The sequence below is a fragment of the Geodermatophilus obscurus genome, from assembly GCF_900115395.1.
In the GTDB taxonomy this organism is placed as follows: domain Bacteria; phylum Actinomycetota; class Actinomycetes; order Mycobacteriales; family Geodermatophilaceae; genus Geodermatophilus; species Geodermatophilus obscurus_B.
In genome coordinates, this window is sequence record NZ_FOWE01000005.1 from 219960 (window position 1) to 237485 (window position 17526).

The window sequence follows — 17526 nt, forward strand, 5'->3', positions numbered from 1 at the left end:
GCCCGGTACAGGTCGTGTGCGCCACGCTCGGCTCGTCGCCGGCGGGAGGCGCCGGCTCGGACCGGGGCGATCCCTCGCCATCGACATCCCGCGCGATGACGGAGGCGGGAGGAAGCCGCCCCGCGCCCGCCCTGCAGACCTCCTCCACACCGACCCAGGAGCAGTCATGCCCGAGATCTCGACCGACTCCGCCCGCGACACCACGATCGAGTCGCCACGGCCGGTGATCGCCCGCCGTCGCTCCGGCCCGCGCCGGGTCGGCCGCCGCCTCGCCATCGTGCTCGCATTGCTGGTCGGGGCCGGGCTGACCGGCGCCGGTGCCGAGGCGGTGATCTCCCAGTCCGATGACGAGCGGTACCCGCTGCCCGGCCGCCTGGTGACAGTCGCCGGGAACGGTCTGCACCTGAACTGCACGGGGACCGGTGCTCCGACGGTGGTCCTCGAGGCGGGGCTCGGCGAGCCGTCCCTGACCTGGGCCGACGTCCAGCCCTCGCTCGACGACGGCGTGCGGGTCTGCAGTTACGACCGAGCGGGATTGGGGTGGAGCCGCGGCGGCGACAACGGTGCCTGGACCGCCGAGCAAGCCGCCGCCGATCTCGCCGGCCTGCTGAGCGCTGCGGGCGAGCGCGAACCGTACGTCCTGGTGGCCCACTCCGTCGGCGTGCTCGTCGCGCGCGAGTTCCGGCAGGCGCACCCCGAGGCGGTGACGGCCATGGTCCTTCTCGATCCGACCAACGCCGAGGCCGTCCGCAACGGAGGGGTGCCTCCCGCCGGGGTCGTCGAGCGGCGTATCCAGGGCTTGCTGGCTCGAACCGGAGTCCTGCGGTGGCTGGGGGAGTGGCTGGTCCCGGCCGTCGTGGGGGATCAGCCACCCCCGGCGCTACTCCGCCAGCTGCCGGCCGCGTACCACCCTCGGTCCATCGATGCCTCGCTGCAGGAGCTACGTGGCACCGTCGCCTCCGTCGAGCACCTCCTGCGCGAGGAGGACCCCTCCTGGGGCGACCTGCCGGTGACCGTGGTCTCGGCCAGGTCCGCCACCGAGGCGGACCGGGATGCCCATGCCGCTCTCGCCGCCCGGAGCCGCGCGGGTCAGCACGTCTCGGCGGGGAGCGGCGGTCATCACCTCCACTACGCAGACCCGCACTGGGTCGTCGGCCTCGTCCGGGAAGCAGCCGCGACCGCTGACTGAGAGCGGCCGCACGTCTGCCCATCGATCGAAGGCTCGAGGACATGCCGATGCACCGCCGATACGGGCTGCGGACGGTGGCCTTGAGCGGCGTCGACGCCACGGGACGTCGCCAGACCGACCACGTGCTCGAGGGCCGCAAGACCGCGGTCGTCCGGCCGCTCCTGAACCCGGACGGCAGCACGGACCCCGTCGAGCGCCCAGGGGAGCTGCTGCTGGCCGTTGACCACGCCGGCCGCTCCGTCGCCGTGCTCCGCGTGGAGACGGCAGGCATCGCCGCCCTGGACGGCCTCGAGGAGGCTCTGCGTCGAGCAGACGACCCGGACGCCGACGGTCACACCGCATGGGCGCAGACCCGACGCCAGGAGTGGTCGGCCGCGGGCCACCCCGTGGACGGCACTGCACCGGTGGTGTGGGTCCGGTTCCAGGTCATCGGCCGGGACGACCCGGAGACAGACGGCGAGCCATGACAGGACGCTCGCGAATCCGACACGAGCGGGTCATCCCCCGCAGTCGTCGGCCCGCCCCGCCCTCAGGGGGCTCCAGCACGCGTTCGGAGAGCCGGGCCGAGGAGCCTGACCGTGGTGGTACAGGGCGCGGTGCAGCACGTGGCTGCCACCGTCAACGGTGGCGGCGCAGCTGCGAACCGTGCGTCGCGGCGTCAGCGCAGGTGCAGTCGCAGGGTCAGCGTCCCGGTGCCCTCGCCGCTCTCCAGGAAGGTCCCGTCACCTCGGACGGTCCGGAAGTCGCCTGAACCACCGGTGATGGCCACGGTCTTCTCCGGCGGCGGCGCGTTCTCGAACGCATAGGCGATCGTGCCCTGCCCGTCCAGGGTGACCACTGCGGTGCAGTTCGACAGCCCGGACGGGTCGACGACGACGCAGCTGCCGACCTCGTGGCCGACGTGGCGACCGTCCTGCTCGAGCACGTCGTTGAAGACGATCACGTCCGCGGCGGAGGGTCCCGGTGCGCCCAGGTCGGTGTAGGAGAAGGGACTCGTGACGACGTGGAAGGTGAGGGTGAGGTCGTCGTCTCGGTGGTCGCCGCCCGGGTCGGCGCTGGCCGTGGCTCCTTGCAGCACGGCCGCGGCCGCGAGCAGGGTGGCTCCATACGCTGCGGTGCGCACGGTGCGTCGTGTGGGCATCGGGTCCCCTCGGGCTCGGGCCGGCCGGTTCGACCGGATGTCGTCCGACTCTCGGCCGGCGGCTCCGGGAGGGGCAGTGCCGTCGGACCCTGTCGGTGTCCGGGCAGTCCGAGGGTGCGGAGTCCGCATCCGCTGCCGCCGGTCATGACGCACGACGAGGTGATCCGTGCCGGAGGCCCACCCGGCAGCCGAGTCTCCGGTGACCAGTCGGACACGCGACGTCTCGACACCGCGGTGGCCGTTGAGCCGGGCAGGTGACCGGAGTAGACATCGCAGCCCCCGCCGTCGGGGAGGGCCGCCGTGAGGTCGACGGCGCGACCGGTGCGCATCCTGGCTGTCGCCGGCGCTCTCGCGGCCCTGGCCGTCGGCTCTCAGGGGGGCGACGTTCAAGGTCCTTGCCGCGAGCGACACGGGCACTGCGGCGGACCTCAGCAGGACGGAGTTCGCACCCACAGCGGGTAGCGGCCTGAACTCGGACGCCCGGAGTGCCCCGAGCACGGCATACGGCATCGCGCAGTTCCTGTAGGGCGCTCACGGCGCACCGTCTCCACAGGCTGCACGCACCGCTGTGACGTGACGGCTGTCAACCGCTCGACGAGGCGAGCCGCCGGCACACCGAGTTCACGTCGCGACGTCACCCGTCGCGTCGCCCCTCGGCCGGCTGAGGCGAGGTGGTACGGCCGCCCATCGAGCGCGATCGGAGCGGAGAGGCTCGACCGACGCGTTCCTCGATCGTTCCCCGGCACGGGCCAGCGTGGTCCATCGTCCCCGGGTCAGGCCCCCGCGACCGGTGGCGCGGTGGGGTCGGCGGCCTCGGCCGTGACCTCCCGGAGCACGTAGTCCTCGATCGTCTCGAGGTCGTGGGTGGAGCGCTTCACGATCGTGAGCAGGTCGCTCATCTTGCTGACCTCCTCGATCTGCTCCTTGATGAACCACTGCATGAACTGGTCGGAGGCGAAGTCGTTCTCCCGCCGCGCGATCCCGATCAGCGCGCCGATCTGCTCGGTGACCCGCTTCTCCTGCTCCAGCGCCAGGGCAACCGGCGCGACGACGTCGGGGAACTCGTTGACCGGCGCCGCGACGGCAGGGATGCGCACCGGCGCGTCGGAGTCGAGCAGGTAGCGGACCATCATCATGGCGTGCTGCCGCTCTTCGAGCGCCTGGTCGAAGAAGAGCTGCGCCGTCCGGGGCATGGTCAGCTGGTCGAAGTACACGGCGCAGGAGACGTACTGCTGGTGCGCGGCGAATTCGTTGCCGATCTGCGTGTTCAGCAGCTCGACGAAGGCGGGGGCGGCCATCGGGACTCCCGGACGTGTGCGGTGGCGGTCACCGGACGTTATCCGGTGACCCGCCGGTGCCCGTGGATCACCCGCAAAGGGAAGGCTAGCCTCACCGGGTGGCCAAGTCGGCGGGCATGCCCAAGAAGAAGTGCTGCGAGGACAGGCCGCGCTGCAAGCGGTGTCCGCTCCGCGCCCTCGCCGAGGGGACGCTCCCGCCGGGCTACACGGTCAAGAAGCGCCGCCTGGTCAAGGTGGGCAAGGCCGACAAGGTGCTCGCCAAGAGCACCCGCAGGGCCGCCTGACCCGTCCCACCTCGGGATCCGCGGACGGTCAGGACGTCTTGCCGCTCTTCTCGGCCCTGTCGACCTCCCCGTCGAGGGGCGCCGTCCGAAAGCCGGGCGACCGGGCGCTGCCCACCCCGGGGCCGGTCGGCACACCCCGGTCCGCGAGGTGATGCCCGGGCGGGTCAGGCAGGAACGGCCGGACGGTAGGGCTCCTCCCGGACGGCGTGCGCGGCCACGAGCTCGAGGACGAGGGCCGGGCCCAACCCGGTCAGTCCGGCGGGTGCGGCGACCAGCGGGGCCGCGATGACGCCGACGGTCACGATGGCCCCGGCGAGGGGCCGGCCAGGTGGAGCGGCACGCACACCACCGCCACGGTCCCGGCGAGGCCCGACGAGTACCAGACGCCCGCCCACAGCACGGTGGCATCGGGCAGCAGTGCGGCGACGACGAACGGGTGCACGTGCAGCGCCGCGAAGCCGACGTGGTCCCGGCCGGCGGACAGGTCGTTGCCGGTCCGGCAAAGGGGACCCGTACGTTCCGGTCCGTGGGGGAGCGGGCGGCGGACCCCGGGTGACTGACCGGCCTGCACGTGGTCCTCACCGTCGTGACCCTCGTCGTGTGCACGCCCCTGGTCTCGACGGCGCCTGGGCCGCGGCGGCCGGCGTCTTCCTGCTCTTGGTCGTGCTCGAGGTCGCGGTCGTCGTCGTGGTCCGTCGGAGGAGGGACGACCGGCCTGACGCCGGCGCTGCAGGCCCCGGCCGTCCCCTCAGAGCCGCAGGAGCGTCTTGATCGCGCGGCGCTCGTCCATGGCCGCGTAGCCCTCGGCGGCCTGGTCGAGGGGGAGCTCCAGGTCGAAGACGCGGCCCGGGTCGATCTCCCGGTTGGTGATCAGCTCGATCAGCTCGGGGAGGAAGCGGCGCACCGGAGCCGGCCCGCCGTGCAGGTGGACGCCGGAGAAGAACAGCTCCTCGCCGGGCAGCGACACGTCGTGGCTGACGCCGACGTACCCCACGTGCCCGCCGGCCCGGGTGGCGCGGATGGCCTGCATCATCGACTCCTGCGTGCCCACGGCCTCGATGACCGAGTGCGCGCCCAGCCCGTCGGTCATGTCCCTGATGCGGGCCACGCCCTCGTCGCCGCGCTCGGTCACGACGTCGGTGGCGCCGAACTCCCGGGCCAGCCGCTGCCGGGGCTCGTGGCGGCTCATGGCGATCACCCGCTCGGCGCCGAGCCGCCGGGCGGCCAGCACGCCGAGCAGGCCGACGGCGCCGTCACCGACGACCGCGACGGTCTTGCCGGGGCCCACCTCGGCGGCGACGGCGCCGAACCAGCCGGTGCCGAGCACGTCCGAGGCGGCCAGCAGGCTCGGCACCAGGTCGTCGTCGGGCATGCCCGGCGTGGTGACGAGCGTGCCGTCGGCCAGGGGGACGCGGGTGTACTCGGCCTGCGCGCCGGTGGCGGCGCCGGGCTGCCGGTCCACGCAGTGCGTCTGGTAGCCGACGCGGCAGATGTCGCAGGTGTTGTCGGAGGCGGAGAACGAGCCGACGACGAAGTCGCCGGGCCGCACGGTGGTGACCTCGCTGCCCACCTCCTCGACGACGCCGGCGTACTCGTGCCCCATCGGGCTGGGACCGTCCACGGCCTCGACGCCGCGGTAGGGCCACAGGTCCGATCCGCAGACACAGGTGGCGGCCAGCCGGACGACGGCGTCGGTGGGCGCCTCGACCGTCGGCCGGGGGCGGTCCTCGACCCGGACGTCACGGGGGGCGTGGAGAACGGCTACGCGCACGGGGGACCTCTCGGAGGATCGGCGGGCGGTCGCCTCCAGCCAACCGCTGTGACAGGCGGTCCGCGAGGTGGGTCGTGCGGCGCCCGGGCCACCGGCTGCGGGGATCCGCCGTCAGGCCCGGTCCAGCTCGCGGGCGGCCGCGGCCAGCACCGCCTCGCGCACCCGGTCGAGGGTGGCCGAGCGCAGCCGCCACTGCTGCCAGTACAGGGGGACGTCGACCGCGCCGTCCGGGTCGAGCTCCACCAGTTCCACGCCCACGTCGCGTGCCTGCAGGTCGGGCACCATGCCCCAGCCGAACCCGAGGGCGACGGCGCTGACGTAGTCGGCCGACGCGGGCACGAGGTGCTGCGGCGGGACGACGCCGGTCCCCGCCCGGGCGTGCAGCCAGCGGTGCTGCAGGTCGTCCTTGCGATCGAAGACGACCACGGGGGCGCGGGCGAGCGCCTCGGGCGTGGGGCCGTCGGGGAACCAGCGCCGCGCGACGTCGGGCGTCGCCTTCGGCCGGTAGCGCATGCCGCCGAGCCGGGTGGAGGTGCAGCCGGGCACCGGGTCGGCGTCGGAGGTCACCGCCGCCATCACCGTGCCGGTACGCAGCAGGGCACTGGTGTGCTCCTGGTCCTCGCGGTGCAGGTCCACGCAGACCTCTCCGGCCAGGGGCGCCAACGCGGGGAGCACCCAGGTGGCCATCGAGTCGGCGTTGACCGCGATGGGCAGCGTGGGCACCGCGCCGGGCGCCGTGTCGTCGCCGAGCTCGCGGGCGACGTCGGCGGTGAGCAGGTCGACCTGCCGCGCCAGCCGCAGCACCGCCTGCCCCGACCCGGTCACCTGCACCGGCTTGGTCCGCACCAGCAGGATCCGGCCGGCCGCGATCTCCAGTGCCCGCAGCCGCTGGCTGATCGCCGAGGGGGTGACGTGCAACGCCCGGGCGGCGGCCTCCAGGGTGCCGCCGCGGACGGTCGCGTCGAGCGCGCGCAGCTGCGCCAGGTCGAGCTCCACGGACAGCGATGCTAATGACGCACAAGAAACATGAGCTGGACCGGTGGTCCGTCGCTTCCTAGCGTCGATGGCGTGGTGGACACCCCCGGCCTGCTCGCCGTCGCCTCCGGGCTCGCCCTGGGCCTCGGGCTCATCGTGGCCATCGGCGCCCAGAACGCCTTCGTCCTGCGGCAGGGACTGCGTCTCGAGCACGTGGCCGCCGTCGTGGCGGTGTGCGCCCTCTCCGACCTCGCGCTGATCCTGGCCGGCGTCCTCGGCGCCGGCGCCGCCCTGGAGCGGCAGCCGTGGCTCGTCCCGGTGGTCTGCTTCGCCGGGGCGGCCTTCCTGCTCGGCTACGGCCTGCTCGCCGCCCGGCGGGCACTGCGCCCGGGCGCGCTGCTGTCCGACGCCGCGGGTGCGCGCGCCGGCCTGGCGGCCACCGTCGGCACCTGCCTGGCGCTGACCTGGCTCAACCCGCACGTGTACCTCGACACGGTGGTGCTGCTCGGCTCCATGGCCTCCACCTACGGCGAGCACCGCTGGCAGTTCGCCGCCGGCGCCGGCCTGGGCAGCCTGCTGTGGTTCACCGGCCTCGGCTACGGCGCCCGCCTGCTGCGCCCGGTGTTCGCGCGGCCGGCGGCCTGGCGCATCCTCGACGGCGTCATCGCCGCCGTCATGACGGCCCTCGCCGTCTCGCTGGTGCTCCGCGGCCTGGCCGCCTGAGCCGATACCGCGTTGCGCGGTCCTCGCGCGGGGCCCTAGCGTCGCCGTCCTCCCGAGCCCGGATCGGAGGTGCCGCGCGGATGCCCTGCGACCTCGTCGCGCTCGGCTGGGACGCGACCGAGCCGCAGCGACTCGCGCGCTTCTGGGCCGGCCTCCTCGGCTGGGCGACGGCCGACGACGGCACCACGCTCCTGCCCGACGACGACACCGGCTTCGCCTTCCGGTTCCTCCCGACCGAGGAGCCGAGGACCGGGCTGAACCGGGCCCATCTCGACCTCACGAGCACCTCGCTGGAGGACCAGCGGCGGACGGTCGCACGGGCGCTCGACCTCGGTGCCCGGCACCTCGACGTCGGTCAGCTCACAGAGGAGGAGCACGTGGTGCTCGCCGACCCCGAGGGCAACGAGTTCTGCGTCATCGAACCCGGCAACGCCTTCCTCGCCGACTGCGGCCGCGTCGGGGCGCTCGCGTGCGACGGGTCGCAGGCGGTCGGCTACTTCTGGAGCGGGGCGCTGGGCTGGCCGCTGGTGTGGGACCAGGACCAGGAGACGGCGATCCGCTCACCGCACGGCGGCCCCAAGATCACCTGGGGAGGCCCTCCCGTCGAGCCGAAGAGGGGACGGAACCGCCTCCGCCTCGACGTCGCCCCGCAGGCCGGCGCGGACCAGCGGGCGGAGGTCGAGCGCCTCGTCTCCCTCGGGGCGACCCGGCTCGAGGGCGCGGGCGGCCCGGTGGAGATGACCGACCCCGACGGCAACGAGTTCCGGCTGCTGCCGCGCGCCTGACCGCACCTCCGGCCGCCGGCCGCGCACGGGTGACGCCGTCCGACCCCGCGGCCCGGTCAGTCGCCGGGGGGCAGCTGCCCGTCGGAGGCGGCGTCCTGCTCGCGGCGGAAGCGCAGCGACTCCACCAGCACGTAGCCGAACAGCACGCTCCAGGCGAAGGAGAGGAACGCCGCGCCCCAGTCGCCGTCGAGGAGCTGCAGCACGATCTGCACCAGGTTGTAGGCGAGGGCCACGCCGGCGAGGCCCTGCACGCCGCGGTTGCCGAACCACGGCGGGCGGAAGGATGCGGCGGCCACGACGCCACGCTAACCGGGCCCGGCCTGCCACCGCCGGGCGCCGCGCGGCACGATGCGGCCATGGGATCGCCCCGGGCAGGCGGCACGGCCTTCGTCCTCGGTGGCGGGGGAGTGCTCGGCGCGGCGGAGGTCGGCATGCTGCAGGCCCTCCTCGAGCGCGGCATCCGGCCGGACCTCGTCGTCGGCACCTCGGTCGGCGCGATCAACGGCGCGCTCGTCGCCGCCGACCCGACGCCGTCCGCCGTCGACCGGCTGCGACGGGTGTGGGAGGAGCTCGCCTCCCAGCGGGTCTTCGCCGGGTCGGTGTTCGCCCGCGTCGGCACCCTGGTGCGCACCCGCACCCACCTGCACCCCCGCGAGCCCCTGCGCGACCTGCTCGACACCCATCTACCGGTGCGGGACTTCGCCGGCCTCCAGGTCCCGTTCCAGTGCGTCGCGGCCAGCATCGAGCGGGCCGCCGAGCACTGGTTCACCGAGGGCCCGCTGGTCGAGGCGGTGCTCGCCTCCTGCGCCGTCCCCGGGCTGCTGCCGCCGGTCGAGATCGACGGCGAGCACTACCTCGACGGCGGGCTGGTGCACAGCATCCCGGTCGGCCGGGCGGTGGCCCTCGGCGCCGGCACCGTCTACGTGCTGCACGTCGGGCGGATCGACCGGCCGCTGCGCCCACCGGCCCGGCCCTGGGAGGTCGCCACGGTCGCCTTCGAGATCGCCCGCCGGCACCGCTTCGCCGCCGACCTGGCCGCCACACCGCCCGGGGTCACCGTGCACGTGCTGCCCGCCGGGGACGCCGCCCCGCCCGGGACGGCGAACCTGCGCTACCGCGACTTCGGGAGCGTGCCCGCGCGGATCGAGCAGGCCGCCGCCGCCACCCGCGACCACCTCGACCGGATCGCCGGAGGTGCCTGACGTGCTGCCACCCCGCCCCGTCCGCCGCGTCACCGGCCCGCTGCTGCTCGGCGCCCTCGTCCTCGGCGTCGTCCTGCTGCCCGCGCTCGCCGTCGTCTCCCTGGTCGTCTCGCTGTTCCTGCCCGGCCGGCTGCGCGCGCTGCGGCTGCTGGCCTTCGCGCTGGTCTACCTGGCGCTGGAGGTCGCCGGGCTGGCCGCCGCGGCGGTGCTGTGGGTGGCCGCGGGCTTCGGCCGCCGGCTGCACGCGCCGCGCATCCGGGCGGCGCACTACACCGTGCTGCGCCTGGTGCTCGACACCCTCATGCGGGTGGCGCAGCGGCTGTTCGCGCTGCGGCTGGTCACCGACGGGGAGTCCTGGTCCCCGCTCGACGACGGCGTCCCCGGCTCGACCAACGCGATGGTCGTGCTCTCCCGCCACGCCGGCCCGGGCGACTCGTTCCTGCTCGTGCAGACGCTGATGAACCGCGACCACCTGCGCCAGCCGCGCATCGTGCTCAAGGACCTGCTGCAGCTCGACCCGCTGATCGACGTCTACCTCAACCGGCTGCCCAACCACTTCGTCGCGTCGGCCCCCGGACTCGGGGACGTCACCACCGAGGCCATCGCCGACCTCGCCCGCGGCCTGGGGGAGGAGGACGCGCTGCTGGTCTTCCCGGAGGGCGCGAACTTCACCCCGCAGCGGCGGCTGCGGGCCATCCAGCGGCTGCGCGACCGCGGGCTGACCGCCGCGGTCCGCTCCGCCGAGGCGCTGCGGCACGTGCTGCCCCCGCGCCCGGCCGGGGTCACCGCGGCGCTGCGCGCGGCCCCGCACGCCGACGTCGTCTTCGTCGCCCACACCGGCCTCGACCACCTGAACACGGTCGGCGACCTGTGGCGGAGCCTGCCGATGGACAAGACGCTGCACCTGCGCTGGTGGTTCGTCCCGGCGGAGGAGGTGCCGCGCGGCGAGGCCGAGCTGACCGACTGGCTCTACCGCTGGTGGGCCACGATCGACGACTGGATCACCACCACCTCGGCCGCCGAGCGCCCCGCCGCGTAGCGCCGGTCACGATGCGGCTACCGGGACGCCCGGCCGGGTAGGCGGGCGCCATGGACCTGCTCGCGATCCCCCGCACCGTCACCGCCTCCGCGCTCGCCCTGGGGACGGCGCTGCGCGGGGCGCGGGTCTTCCACCCCCGCGGCGACGCGTACACCGGCACCGCCGAGACCGACGGCGGCGGGCGGTTCGGCGCCCGGGTGCTCGACGAGGCGGGCCGGCACGACGTCGTCGTCCGCCTCTCCCGCGGCGTGGGGCTGCCCGCGCCGCTGCCCGACATCGTCGGCCTCGCCGTCCGCTTCGAGGGCCGGGGCCGCGACGGAGGGCCGCTCGACGTGCTCGTCAACACCGCCGGCGGCCCGCCGGTGCTGCGCCACCTGTTCCTCCCCGAGCCGCTGGGCCGGACGTTCTCCTCCGTGCTGCCCTACCGCACCGGCAGCGGGCGGCTGCTCCTCCTGGGCGCCCGCGACGAGGGCACGGGCACCAGCTGGGAGCTGCTCGCCGCGTCGCTCACCGGCTCCTGGACGCGCTGGGGACGGCTGACCCTGGGCCCGGTGCTGTCGGGCGCGGTGTCGGAGGAGCTCCGGTTCCGGCCGACCCTGGGCGCCGACGACCTGCAGCAGGTCGCGCTCTTCCGCGCCGTCCGCGACCAGTCCTACCGGGAGAGCCAGGCGCTGCGCCCCTGAGCCGGTCAGCCGCGGGCGGTCGGCGCGCGGCGGTGGTGCGGGCTGTCCGGGTTGAGCAGCGAGTGCTTCCGGCCGTAGGCGAAGTAGAGGACGAGGCCGATCAGCAGCCAGACCCCGAAGCGCGCCCACGTCTCCCACGGCAGCTGCCAGATGAGGAACAGCGACGCCAGCACCCCGAACGCCGGCACGAACGGCATGAGCGGCAGCCGGAAGGTGCGGGGCGCGTCGGGCCGGGTGTAGCGGAACAGGATGACGGCGACGCAGACGACGACGAACGCCGACAGGATGCCGATGTTGGTCAGGTCGGCCACCGCCCTGATCGGGAAGACGCCGGCGAGCACGGCCGAGCCGATGCCGGCGATCCAGGTGACCCGCTGCGGGGTGCCGTTGCGGTCGACCTTCGCGAACCACGGCGGCAGCAGCCCGTCGCGGCTCATCGAGAACCAGACGCGGGTGACGCCGAGCAGGAAGGTCAGCATGACCGTCAGGATCGACAGCACCGCGAAGACGGAGATGATGCTGGCGACCACCGACAGGCCCACGCCCTCGAAGGCGGACGCGAAGCCGGCGGTCGGGTCGATCTCCCGGTAGTCCTGCATCCCGGTGAGCACCAGGGTGGCGGCCACGTACAGCAGCATCGCGATGACCAGCGACAGGATGATCGCCTTGGGCATGTGCCGCTTGCCGTCCTCGGCCTCCTCGGCGGCGGTGCTCATCGCGTCGTAGCCGAAGACCGCGAAGAAGACGGTGGCCGCGCCGGTGAGCACCGGGCCGAAGCCCGAGGGCAGGAACGGGTCGTAGTTGCCGCTCTCGATGTAGAACACGCCGAGCCCGATGATGCCGAGGATCAGCAGGATCTTGACGCCGACGGCGATCAGCTCGAAGCGGCCGAAGGTCTTCGTGCCGCGGCTGAGGATGAAGGTGACCAGCAGGCAGATGAGGACGGCGGGCACGTTGACGACGCCGCCCTCCTCGGCCGACGCGGTGAGCGACGTCGGCAGGGTGGCCCCGAGGTTGTCGAGCAGTTCCCCGAGGTAGCCGGAGATGCCGATCGCCACCACCGCGACGATGGCGATGTACTCCAGCAGCAGGTCCCAGCCGATGAACCAGCCGATGACCTCGCCGAGGGCCACGTATCCGTAGGTGTAGGCCGACCCGGCGCGCGGGATCATGCCCGCGAACTCGGCGTAGGACAGCGCCGCGGCCGCCGAGGCCAGCCCCGCGATCAGGAAGGCGATGAGCACCGCGGGGCCGACGCCCTCGTTGTCCGCGTCGCCGGCGGCCACCAGCCCGGCGAGGGAGAAGATCCCGACGCCGATGATCCCGCCGACGCCGATGGCGGTGAGCTGCCAGAGCCCCAGGCTCTTGGCCAGCTTCCCGCCGGCGCTGGCCTCCTCGACGTCGTCCATCCGGTCGATCGGCATGCGCCGCCAGACCGACCGGCTCGTCGGAGTGCTCATGGGTCCCCTCCCGCCACCGGCCCCGCGTGGTGCCCGAGACTCCTCGCCCCGGACCGATCCCGCAGGGTCAGCCGGGTGTGACCGGCGTGGGTGACGGCGCGCCGCGCCTGCTGGCCGTCCGCGCCCGGGGAGCCGATCATGGGGCGATGACGGTGATCGCACTGCCGAAGCCGGGCCGGTGGGTGTGGGACGCGCGCGACCACACGCGCGCCGTCCGCGTCTCCACCCACCCCGAGCACGGCCTGCTCAACCTGAGCGTCTGGCGTGACGACGTCTGCGTCGGCACCGTCAAGCTGCGTCCCGACGAGGTATCGGGCCTGGTGGCCGCGCTGTCGGAGGGCCTCGCCCGCCTCGTCCCGCCGCCCCCGCCGGTGCCTCTCCGCGACGCCGACGTCGTCGCCCTGGAGACCCGGCTGGCCGCCGTCGAGTCACGGCTGGCCGCGCCGCGCCCGCCGGTGCGCGTGGTGGCCCGCTCCCTGGCCGCGCAGGTCCGCGGCCGCCTCGCCGACCTGATCCGCGGCTGAGCCGTTCCGCTCGTACATTGGTGGAGGTGACCGCCGCACCGCCGCTGACCGTCGCCCTGGGCGACCGCTTCGCCCGCGCGCTGCCGGAGATGGCCGTCGCGTGGCAGGCCGCGGAGGTGCCGCGTCCGCAGCTACTGGTGCTCGACGAGGAGCTCGCCGCCGACCTCGGCCTCGACCCCGACGCGCTGCGCAGCCCCGCGGGCGTCGGCCTGCTCACCGGCACCGCCGTCCCCGACGGCGCCCGCCCCGTGGCGCAGGCCTACGCCGGCCACCAGTTCGGCTACTACAACCCCCGCCTCGGCGACGGGCGGGCGCTGCTGCTCGGGGAGCTCGTCGACCGCGAGGGCCGGCTGCGCGACCTGCACCTCAAGGGCTCCGGCCGCACGCCCTTCTCCCGCGGCGGTGACGGGCTGGCCGCCGTCGGCCCGATGCTGCGCGAGTACGTCGTCGGCCGGGCGATGCACGCCCTCGGCATCCCGACCACCCGCGCGCTCGCCGTCGTCGCCACCGGCCGCCCGGTCCGGCGCGAGACCCTGCTGCCCGGCGCCGTGCTCGCCCGGGTGGCGAGCAGCCACCTGCGGGTGGGCAGCTTCCAGTACGCGCGGGCCACCGGCGACGACGACCTGCTCCGCCGCCTGGCCGACGAGGCGATCGCCCGGCACTGGGCCGGGGCGGGTGACGGTGGAGCGGCGGACGCGGAGAACCGGTACCTCTCGCTGTTCTCGGCCGTCGTCGCGGCGCAGGCGTCGCTGGTGGCGCGGTGGATGCTCGTCGGCTTCGTGCACGGCGTCATGAACACCGACAACGTGACCATCTCCGGCGAGACCATCGACTACGGGCCGTGCGCGTTCATGGAGGGCTACGACGCGAACGCCTGGTACAGCTCCGTCGACGAGGGCGGGCGCTACCGGTACGGCAACCAGCCGCTGGTGGCCGAGTGGGACCTCGCCCGGCTGGCCGAGGCGATGCTGCCGCTGCTCGCCGACGACCAGGAGCAGGCGATCGCGCTCGCCGTCGAGGCGCTGCACGGCTTCCGGCCGGCCTACGACGCCGCGTGGTCGGCCGGCTGGCGGGCCAAGCTCGGCCTGCCCGCGGACGTGGACGACGCCGTCGCCACCCCGCTCGTCGACGACCTGCTCGACCTGCTGCAGGCCCACCGGGTCGACCTGACCGGCTTCGCGCGCCGGCTGTCCGCGGCCGCCCGCGGCGACGCCGAGCCCGCCCGCGGCCTGGTGCTCGACCTCGCCGGGATCGACGCGTGGCTCGCACGGTGGCGGGCGCTCGGTCCCGACGCCGACGCGATGGACCGCGTCAACCCGGTGTACGTCCCGCGCAACCACCTCGTCGAGGAGGCGCTGGCCGCCGCGACCGCCGGTGACACCGGCCCCGTCGAGCGGCTGGTCGAGGTGGTGAGCCGCCCGTTCGAGGAGCGGCCCGGCCTGGAGCGCTACGCCGAGCCGGGACCGGAGGGCCCCTACGTCACCTTCTGCGGCACCTGACCACCCTCACCCGGCTGGGGCGTCCGCCTCGTCGGTGCGCGTGGACCCTTCCCGGTGCAGCGCGACCCCGACGACGACGAGGAGGACGCCGGCCACCTCCGGGGCGCTCGGGACCTGGGTGAGCACGACGACGCCGATGACGGTCGCGGTGGCCGGGAGCAGGGACACCATCACCGCGTAGGTGGCGCGCGGCAGGCGGGCCATGGCGAGCTGGTCGCTGACGTAGGGGATGACCGAGGAGCAGATCCCCACGCCGACGGCGGCGGCCAGGGCGACCGGGTCGGTGAACGCGGGTGCCGCCTGCCCGATGCCGAGGGGCAGGGCGATGACGGCGGCGATGACCATCGAGAGCGCCAGGCCGTCGATCCCGGCGACCTGGTCACTGCGGGCGACGCGGTGCCCCAGCACGACGTAGAGGGCGAAGAGCACGGCGTTCGCGACCGCGAAGGCGAAGCCGAGCGGCTCGGCGACCAGCCGCACGTCGGTGAGCAGGTAGACCCCGGCCACGGCGGCGACGAGGGCCGTGGCGTTGCGCCGGGTCCGGGCGGCGAGAGCGGCCAGCAGGACGACGGGCAGGAACTCGATCGCGGCGACGGTGCCGAGCGGGAGCCGGTCGATGGCCAGGTAGAAGGCGCTGTTCATCACCGCGAGCACGCCCGCCCAGGCCGTCAGCAGCCATCGCGTGGAGCGGTCGAGGCGCTGCCAGAGGCGCCACGGCCGGCGCCAGAGCGCGAACACGAGCGCCGCGGAGGCGATGCGCAGCCACGCCACACCGAGGACGTCGATGCGGACGAACAGCAGCACCGCCAGCGCCGGGCCGAGGTAGTGGAAGACGGCGCTGACGACGAAGTAGGCGTGCGGCGGCACCCGGCGGACCGCGCCCACCGGAGCGGGGCCGCCGTGGCTGCGAGCTGCGGTGGGCATGTCCTCATCCTCGGAGGAGGATCACCGGGACACCATGCACGATCGAAGGTGCAGAGGGGAGAAGAGCGACGATGTCGCAACCCGGACCGCGCAACGGCTTTCCCGAGAGGAGATCGCTGCTCGACGAGGTCAACGTGCGCCTGCTGGCCGCGCTGGACGCCGATCCGCGAGCCGGTGCCGCCGAGCTCGGCCGGCGGGTCGGGATGTCCGCGCCGGCGGTGCGCGAACGGCTCGCCCGGATGGAGGAGGCCGGCGTCATCCGCGGCTACCGCCTCGACGTCGACCCGGCCGCCCTCGGCCTGCCCGTCACCGCCTGGGTGCGGATCCGGCCGGGACCGGGTCAGCTGCCCAGGATCGCCGAGCTGGCCGCCCGCACCCCGCAGGTCAGCGAGTGCCACCGCATCTCCGGTGAGGACTGCTTCCTGCTGAAGGTCCACGTCCCCGGCATCGAGGCCCTGGAGGCGGTCCTCGACCAGTTCCTGGTCCACGGCCAGACGCACAGCTCGTTCGTGGTGTCCACCCCGGTGCCGCCCCGGAACCCCTCGCCCGGCTGAGGTCCTCGGGGCGTCCGTCAGGCCGACGCCGACAGCCACACCTCGCCGCTGACCTCGTGCCGCGCCTGCCTGCACCGCGCCCAGGCCCGCGACGACCGGATGGTGCCGGACGTTCCTCATCCGTTCGGTCCCGGACGGGGGTCGCAGGGGCTGCCCGTGGCGGCATCCGGACCTACGCTCGGACGGTCGCGGTACCGGCGGAGGGGGACGCACACCATGGACCGGATCCCGGACTCGTTGCCGGTGCTGAGCCGGGGACGGCACCGCAGCCCCGTGCGCGGGGCGTGCTTCCTGGAGTACACGTCGCTGCTGGCCGGCGAGCCGTTCAGCGACGCCCCAGGCTGCGTCGACGCCGAGCTCGCGGCGGTGCTGCGGCACGCCAACGACGTCCTCTCCACCGCCGACCGGCCTCGCCTGCTGCCGCTGCTCGGGCGGGCGATCGGCCTGGTCGCCGCCGGCCCCGGGGCGGCCCGAGTCCGGCTGGAGGTCGCCCGGCGGTTCGCGGCCGAGGTCGGCAGCGCGCTGTCACCGGAGGAACGGCGGTGGGCCGGGACCGGCGCGGTGGACCGGCTGTTCTGGTCGCTGATGCTGGAGCCGGCGCCGGTGAGCACGTCGGCGGCCTGGGTCGACCGGCTGGTCGAGCGGCTCGACCTGCTGCACGGCTGCTACCAGGCGGCGCTGGCGGTACGGGTCGGGGCCGGCCCCCGCGGGTGAGCGCCCCCCGCGCCGTCGTCCGGGTCCGCGGCGAGGCCACCGCCGACTCCCCGCCCGACGTCGCGGTCCTGTCGGTGTCGGCGGCCGAGGTGTCGACCGTCAGCCGCGCCGACGCCCTCAAGCGGGCCGCCGCCGTGGTGGCCGCGCTCCGGTCGGCGCTCGACGGCGCGGCCGGGGTGCGCCGCGTCGCGCTGTCGCGGGTGTCGGTGCACGAGCGCTCCGAGTGGGACGAGCTCGCCGGGCGGTCGAGGCGTGCCGGGTGGGAGGCGACCGTGGGCGGCTGGGTGCGGGCCGACGCCGGGGCGGCCGAGGCGCTGGCCGGGGTCGTGGCCGCCGCCGGGGCGGGGATCGCCGGCGTCGGGTGGGAGCTCGAGGACCCCGCCGTCGCACGCCGGGCGGTGCGCCGCGCCGCCGTCGATGCCGCGCGGGAGGCCGCCGCCGACCTCGCCGACGCCGCCGGCCGGTCGCTCGGGCCGCTGCTCGAGCTGGCCGACGCCGGCCTGTCCTCGGGTGTCGCCGCCCCGGAGTCGACGGTGCTCATGGCCCGCGGCGCGGCGGACGGCGGTCCCGAGCTGCACCTGGACCCGCGGGACGTGACCGTGTCCGCCGTCGTGGAGGCCACCTACGTCCTGGAGAACTGACCGTCCCGTGCCATGATCGGACGGGTCGGCGCCGGCCCCCGCCCGGGGACACCCGCCGGCCCCGACCCGCGAGGCGCTCCGCGGGACCTGCGCCGGCCCGGCAGCCCGCTGCCGGCACCC

22 protein-coding genes are annotated in these 17526 nt (G+C 74.9%); 13 read left to right on the forward strand and 9 right to left on the reverse strand.

The genetic code is table 11. The features are described 5' to 3' along the window. Positions 1-166 precede the first annotated feature (166 nt). Positions 167-1189, forward strand: coding sequence for an alpha/beta fold hydrolase (locus BM165_RS11630; protein WP_075013705.1), 1023 nt, complete (start codon positions 167-169; stop codon positions 1187-1189). 47 nt (positions 1190-1236) lie between these two features. Then, positions 1237-1656 (forward strand): hypothetical protein, encoded by a 420-nt coding sequence (locus BM165_RS11635; protein ID WP_075013706.1) that lies wholly within the window; start codon positions 1237-1239, stop codon positions 1654-1656. Positions 1657-1847: 191 nt separating this feature from the next. Here BM165_RS11635 and BM165_RS11640 read toward each other — a convergent pair whose 3' ends face one another. Then, positions 1848-2312 (reverse strand): hypothetical protein, encoded by a 465-nt coding sequence (locus BM165_RS11640; RefSeq protein WP_075013707.1) that lies wholly within the window; start codon positions 2310-2312, stop codon positions 1848-1850. A 791-nt stretch (positions 2313-3103) separates the two neighbouring features. Then, positions 3104-3628, reverse strand: a complete 525-nt coding sequence (locus BM165_RS11645) for a ferritin (protein WP_075013708.1) — start codon at positions 3626-3628, stop codon at positions 3104-3106. 98 nt (positions 3629-3726) lie between these two features. Between BM165_RS11645 and BM165_RS11650 the strand changes: the two genes are divergently transcribed. After that, the gene (locus tag BM165_RS11650) at positions 3727-3912 is read left to right on the forward strand and encodes a hypothetical protein (RefSeq protein WP_075013709.1); all 186 of its coding nucleotides are present in this window, start codon (positions 3727-3729) and stop codon (positions 3910-3912) included. 164 nt (positions 3913-4076) lie between these two features. Here BM165_RS11650 and BM165_RS24755 read toward each other — a convergent pair whose 3' ends face one another. The 4 genes from BM165_RS24755 to BM165_RS11665 all read right to left on the reverse strand — a co-directional run bounded on the left by BM165_RS24755 (position 4077) and on the right by BM165_RS11665 (position 6679). Continuing rightward, positions 4077-4214 carry a hypothetical protein gene (locus BM165_RS24755; RefSeq protein ID WP_177225172.1) on the reverse strand — a complete coding sequence of 46 codons (138 nt, stop codon included), beginning with the start codon at positions 4212-4214 and terminating at the stop codon, positions 4077-4079. After that, the gene (locus BM165_RS24760; protein ID WP_177225173.1) at positions 4211-4354 is read right to left on the reverse strand and encodes a hypothetical protein; all 144 of its coding nucleotides are present in this window, start codon (positions 4352-4354) and stop codon (positions 4211-4213) included. The genes BM165_RS24755 and BM165_RS24760 overlap by 4 nt, the downstream gene beginning before the upstream one ends. A gap of 306 nt (positions 4355-4660) precedes the next feature. Next, positions 4661-5683, reverse strand: a complete 1023-nt coding sequence (locus BM165_RS11660) for a zinc-dependent alcohol dehydrogenase family protein (protein WP_075013711.1) — start codon at positions 5681-5683, stop codon at positions 4661-4663. Between the two features lie 111 nt (positions 5684-5794). Then, the gene (locus BM165_RS11665) at positions 5795-6679 is read right to left on the reverse strand and encodes a LysR family transcriptional regulator ArgP (protein WP_075013712.1); all 885 of its coding nucleotides are present in this window, start codon (positions 6677-6679) and stop codon (positions 5795-5797) included. 72 nt (positions 6680-6751) lie between these two features. On the opposite strand from BM165_RS11665, the gene BM165_RS11670 reads away from it, so the two are divergent. Further along, positions 6752-7381: a LysE/ArgO family amino acid transporter gene (locus BM165_RS11670; RefSeq protein WP_244274176.1), complete on the forward strand. Its 630-nt coding sequence runs from the start codon at positions 6752-6754 to the stop codon at positions 7379-7381. An 80-nt stretch (positions 7382-7461) separates the two neighbouring features. After that, positions 7462-8166 (forward strand): VOC family protein, encoded by a 705-nt coding sequence (locus BM165_RS11675; protein ID WP_075013714.1) that lies wholly within the window; start codon positions 7462-7464, stop codon positions 8164-8166. A 56-nt stretch (positions 8167-8222) separates the two neighbouring features. Here the strand turns inward: BM165_RS11675 and BM165_RS11680 are convergent, their stop codons facing one another. Next, positions 8223-8462, reverse strand: coding sequence for a hypothetical protein (locus tag BM165_RS11680; RefSeq protein WP_075013715.1), 240 nt, complete (start codon positions 8460-8462; stop codon positions 8223-8225). 60 nt (positions 8463-8522) lie between these two features. Here BM165_RS11680 and BM165_RS11685 point away from each other — a divergent pair, with 60 nt between their 5' ends. From BM165_RS11685 to BM165_RS23855, 3 genes are read left to right on the forward strand one after another with little or no spacing between them, the layout of a single operon-like run. Continuing rightward, entirely contained in the window at positions 8523-9368 is an 846-nt protein-coding gene (locus tag BM165_RS11685) for a patatin-like phospholipase family protein (RefSeq protein ID WP_075013716.1), read from the forward strand. 1 nt (position 9369) lies between these two features. After that, entirely contained in the window at positions 9370-10407 is a 1038-nt protein-coding gene (locus BM165_RS11690) for a lysophospholipid acyltransferase family protein (RefSeq protein WP_083427272.1), read from the forward strand. A 50-nt stretch (positions 10408-10457) separates the two neighbouring features. Further along, positions 10458-11090 (forward strand): hypothetical protein, encoded by a 633-nt coding sequence (locus BM165_RS23855; RefSeq protein ID WP_083427273.1) that lies wholly within the window; start codon positions 10458-10460, stop codon positions 11088-11090. A 5-nt stretch (positions 11091-11095) separates the two neighbouring features. Here the strand turns inward: BM165_RS23855 and BM165_RS11700 are convergent, their stop codons facing one another. Then, entirely contained in the window at positions 11096-12550 is a 1455-nt protein-coding gene (locus BM165_RS11700) for an amino acid permease (RefSeq protein ID WP_075013718.1), read from the reverse strand. 146 nt (positions 12551-12696) lie between these two features. On the opposite strand from BM165_RS11700, the gene BM165_RS11705 reads away from it, so the two are divergent. Continuing rightward, positions 12697-13074, forward strand: a complete 378-nt coding sequence (locus BM165_RS11705) for a hypothetical protein (protein ID WP_143108136.1) — start codon at positions 12697-12699, stop codon at positions 13072-13074. Between the two features lie 26 nt (positions 13075-13100). Next, positions 13101-14573 (forward strand): protein adenylyltransferase SelO, encoded by a 1473-nt coding sequence (locus BM165_RS11710; RefSeq protein ID WP_075013876.1) that lies wholly within the window; start codon positions 13101-13103, stop codon positions 14571-14573. Between the two features lie 6 nt (positions 14574-14579). Here the strand turns inward: BM165_RS11710 and BM165_RS11715 are convergent, their stop codons facing one another. After that, positions 14580-15497 carry an EamA family transporter gene (locus BM165_RS11715; RefSeq protein WP_075013720.1) on the reverse strand — a complete coding sequence of 306 codons (918 nt, stop codon included), beginning with the start codon at positions 15495-15497 and terminating at the stop codon, positions 14580-14582. 71 nt (positions 15498-15568) lie between these two features. Here BM165_RS11715 and BM165_RS11720 point away from each other — a divergent pair, with 71 nt between their 5' ends. The 3 genes from BM165_RS11720 (at position 15569) to BM165_RS11730 (ending at position 17406) form a co-directional block, all read left to right on the forward strand. After that, positions 15569-16051 (forward strand): Lrp/AsnC family transcriptional regulator, encoded by a 483-nt coding sequence (locus tag BM165_RS11720; RefSeq protein WP_075013721.1) that lies wholly within the window; start codon positions 15569-15571, stop codon positions 16049-16051. Positions 16052-16267: 216 nt separating this feature from the next. Further along, positions 16268-16765 (forward strand): hypothetical protein, encoded by a 498-nt coding sequence (locus BM165_RS24765; protein WP_075013722.1) that lies wholly within the window; start codon positions 16268-16270, stop codon positions 16763-16765. Then, positions 16762-17406, forward strand: a complete 645-nt coding sequence (locus tag BM165_RS11730; protein ID WP_075013723.1) for an SIMPL domain-containing protein — start codon at positions 16762-16764, stop codon at positions 17404-17406. Before BM165_RS24765 ends, BM165_RS11730 begins: the two co-directional genes overlap by 4 nt. Positions 17407-17526: the final 120 nt, after the last annotated feature.

What these genes read in the sequence shown, in the direction of transcription:
- BM165_RS11720 (WP_075013721.1), top strand. Translation starts at nt 15,569, where the DNA reads ATGTCGCAACCCGGACCGCGCAACGGCTTTCCCGAGAGGAGATCGCTG.
- BM165_RS11675 (WP_075013714.1), top strand. Translation starts at nt 7,462, where the DNA reads ATGCCCTGCGACCTCGTCGCGCTCGGCTGGGACGCGACCGAGCCGCAG.
- BM165_RS11685 (WP_075013716.1), top strand. Translation starts at nt 8,523, where the DNA reads ATGGGATCGCCCCGGGCAGGCGGCACGGCCTTCGTCCTCGGTGGCGGG.
- BM165_RS11645 (WP_075013708.1), bottom strand. Translation starts at nt 3,628, where the DNA reads ATGGCCGCCCCCGCCTTCGTCGAGCTGCTGAACACGCAGATCGGCAAC.
- BM165_RS23855 (WP_083427273.1), top strand. Translation starts at nt 10,458, where the DNA reads ATGGACCTGCTCGCGATCCCCCGCACCGTCACCGCCTCCGCGCTCGCC.
- BM165_RS11635 (WP_075013706.1), top strand. Translation starts at nt 1,237, where the DNA reads ATGCACCGCCGATACGGGCTGCGGACGGTGGCCTTGAGCGGCGTCGAC.
- BM165_RS11705 (WP_143108136.1), top strand. Translation starts at nt 12,697, where the DNA reads ATGACGGTGATCGCACTGCCGAAGCCGGGCCGGTGGGTGTGGGACGCG.
- BM165_RS11700 (WP_075013718.1), bottom strand. Translation starts at nt 12,550, where the DNA reads ATGAGCACTCCGACGAGCCGGTCGGTCTGGCGGCGCATGCCGATCGAC.
- BM165_RS11630 (WP_075013705.1), top strand. Translation starts at nt 167, where the DNA reads ATGCCCGAGATCTCGACCGACTCCGCCCGCGACACCACGATCGAGTCG.
- BM165_RS11715 (WP_075013720.1), bottom strand. Translation starts at nt 15,497, where the DNA reads ATGCCCACCGCAGCTCGCAGCCACGGCGGCCCCGCTCCGGTGGGCGCG.
- BM165_RS24765 (WP_075013722.1), top strand. Translation starts at nt 16,268, where the DNA reads ATGGACCGGATCCCGGACTCGTTGCCGGTGCTGAGCCGGGGACGGCAC.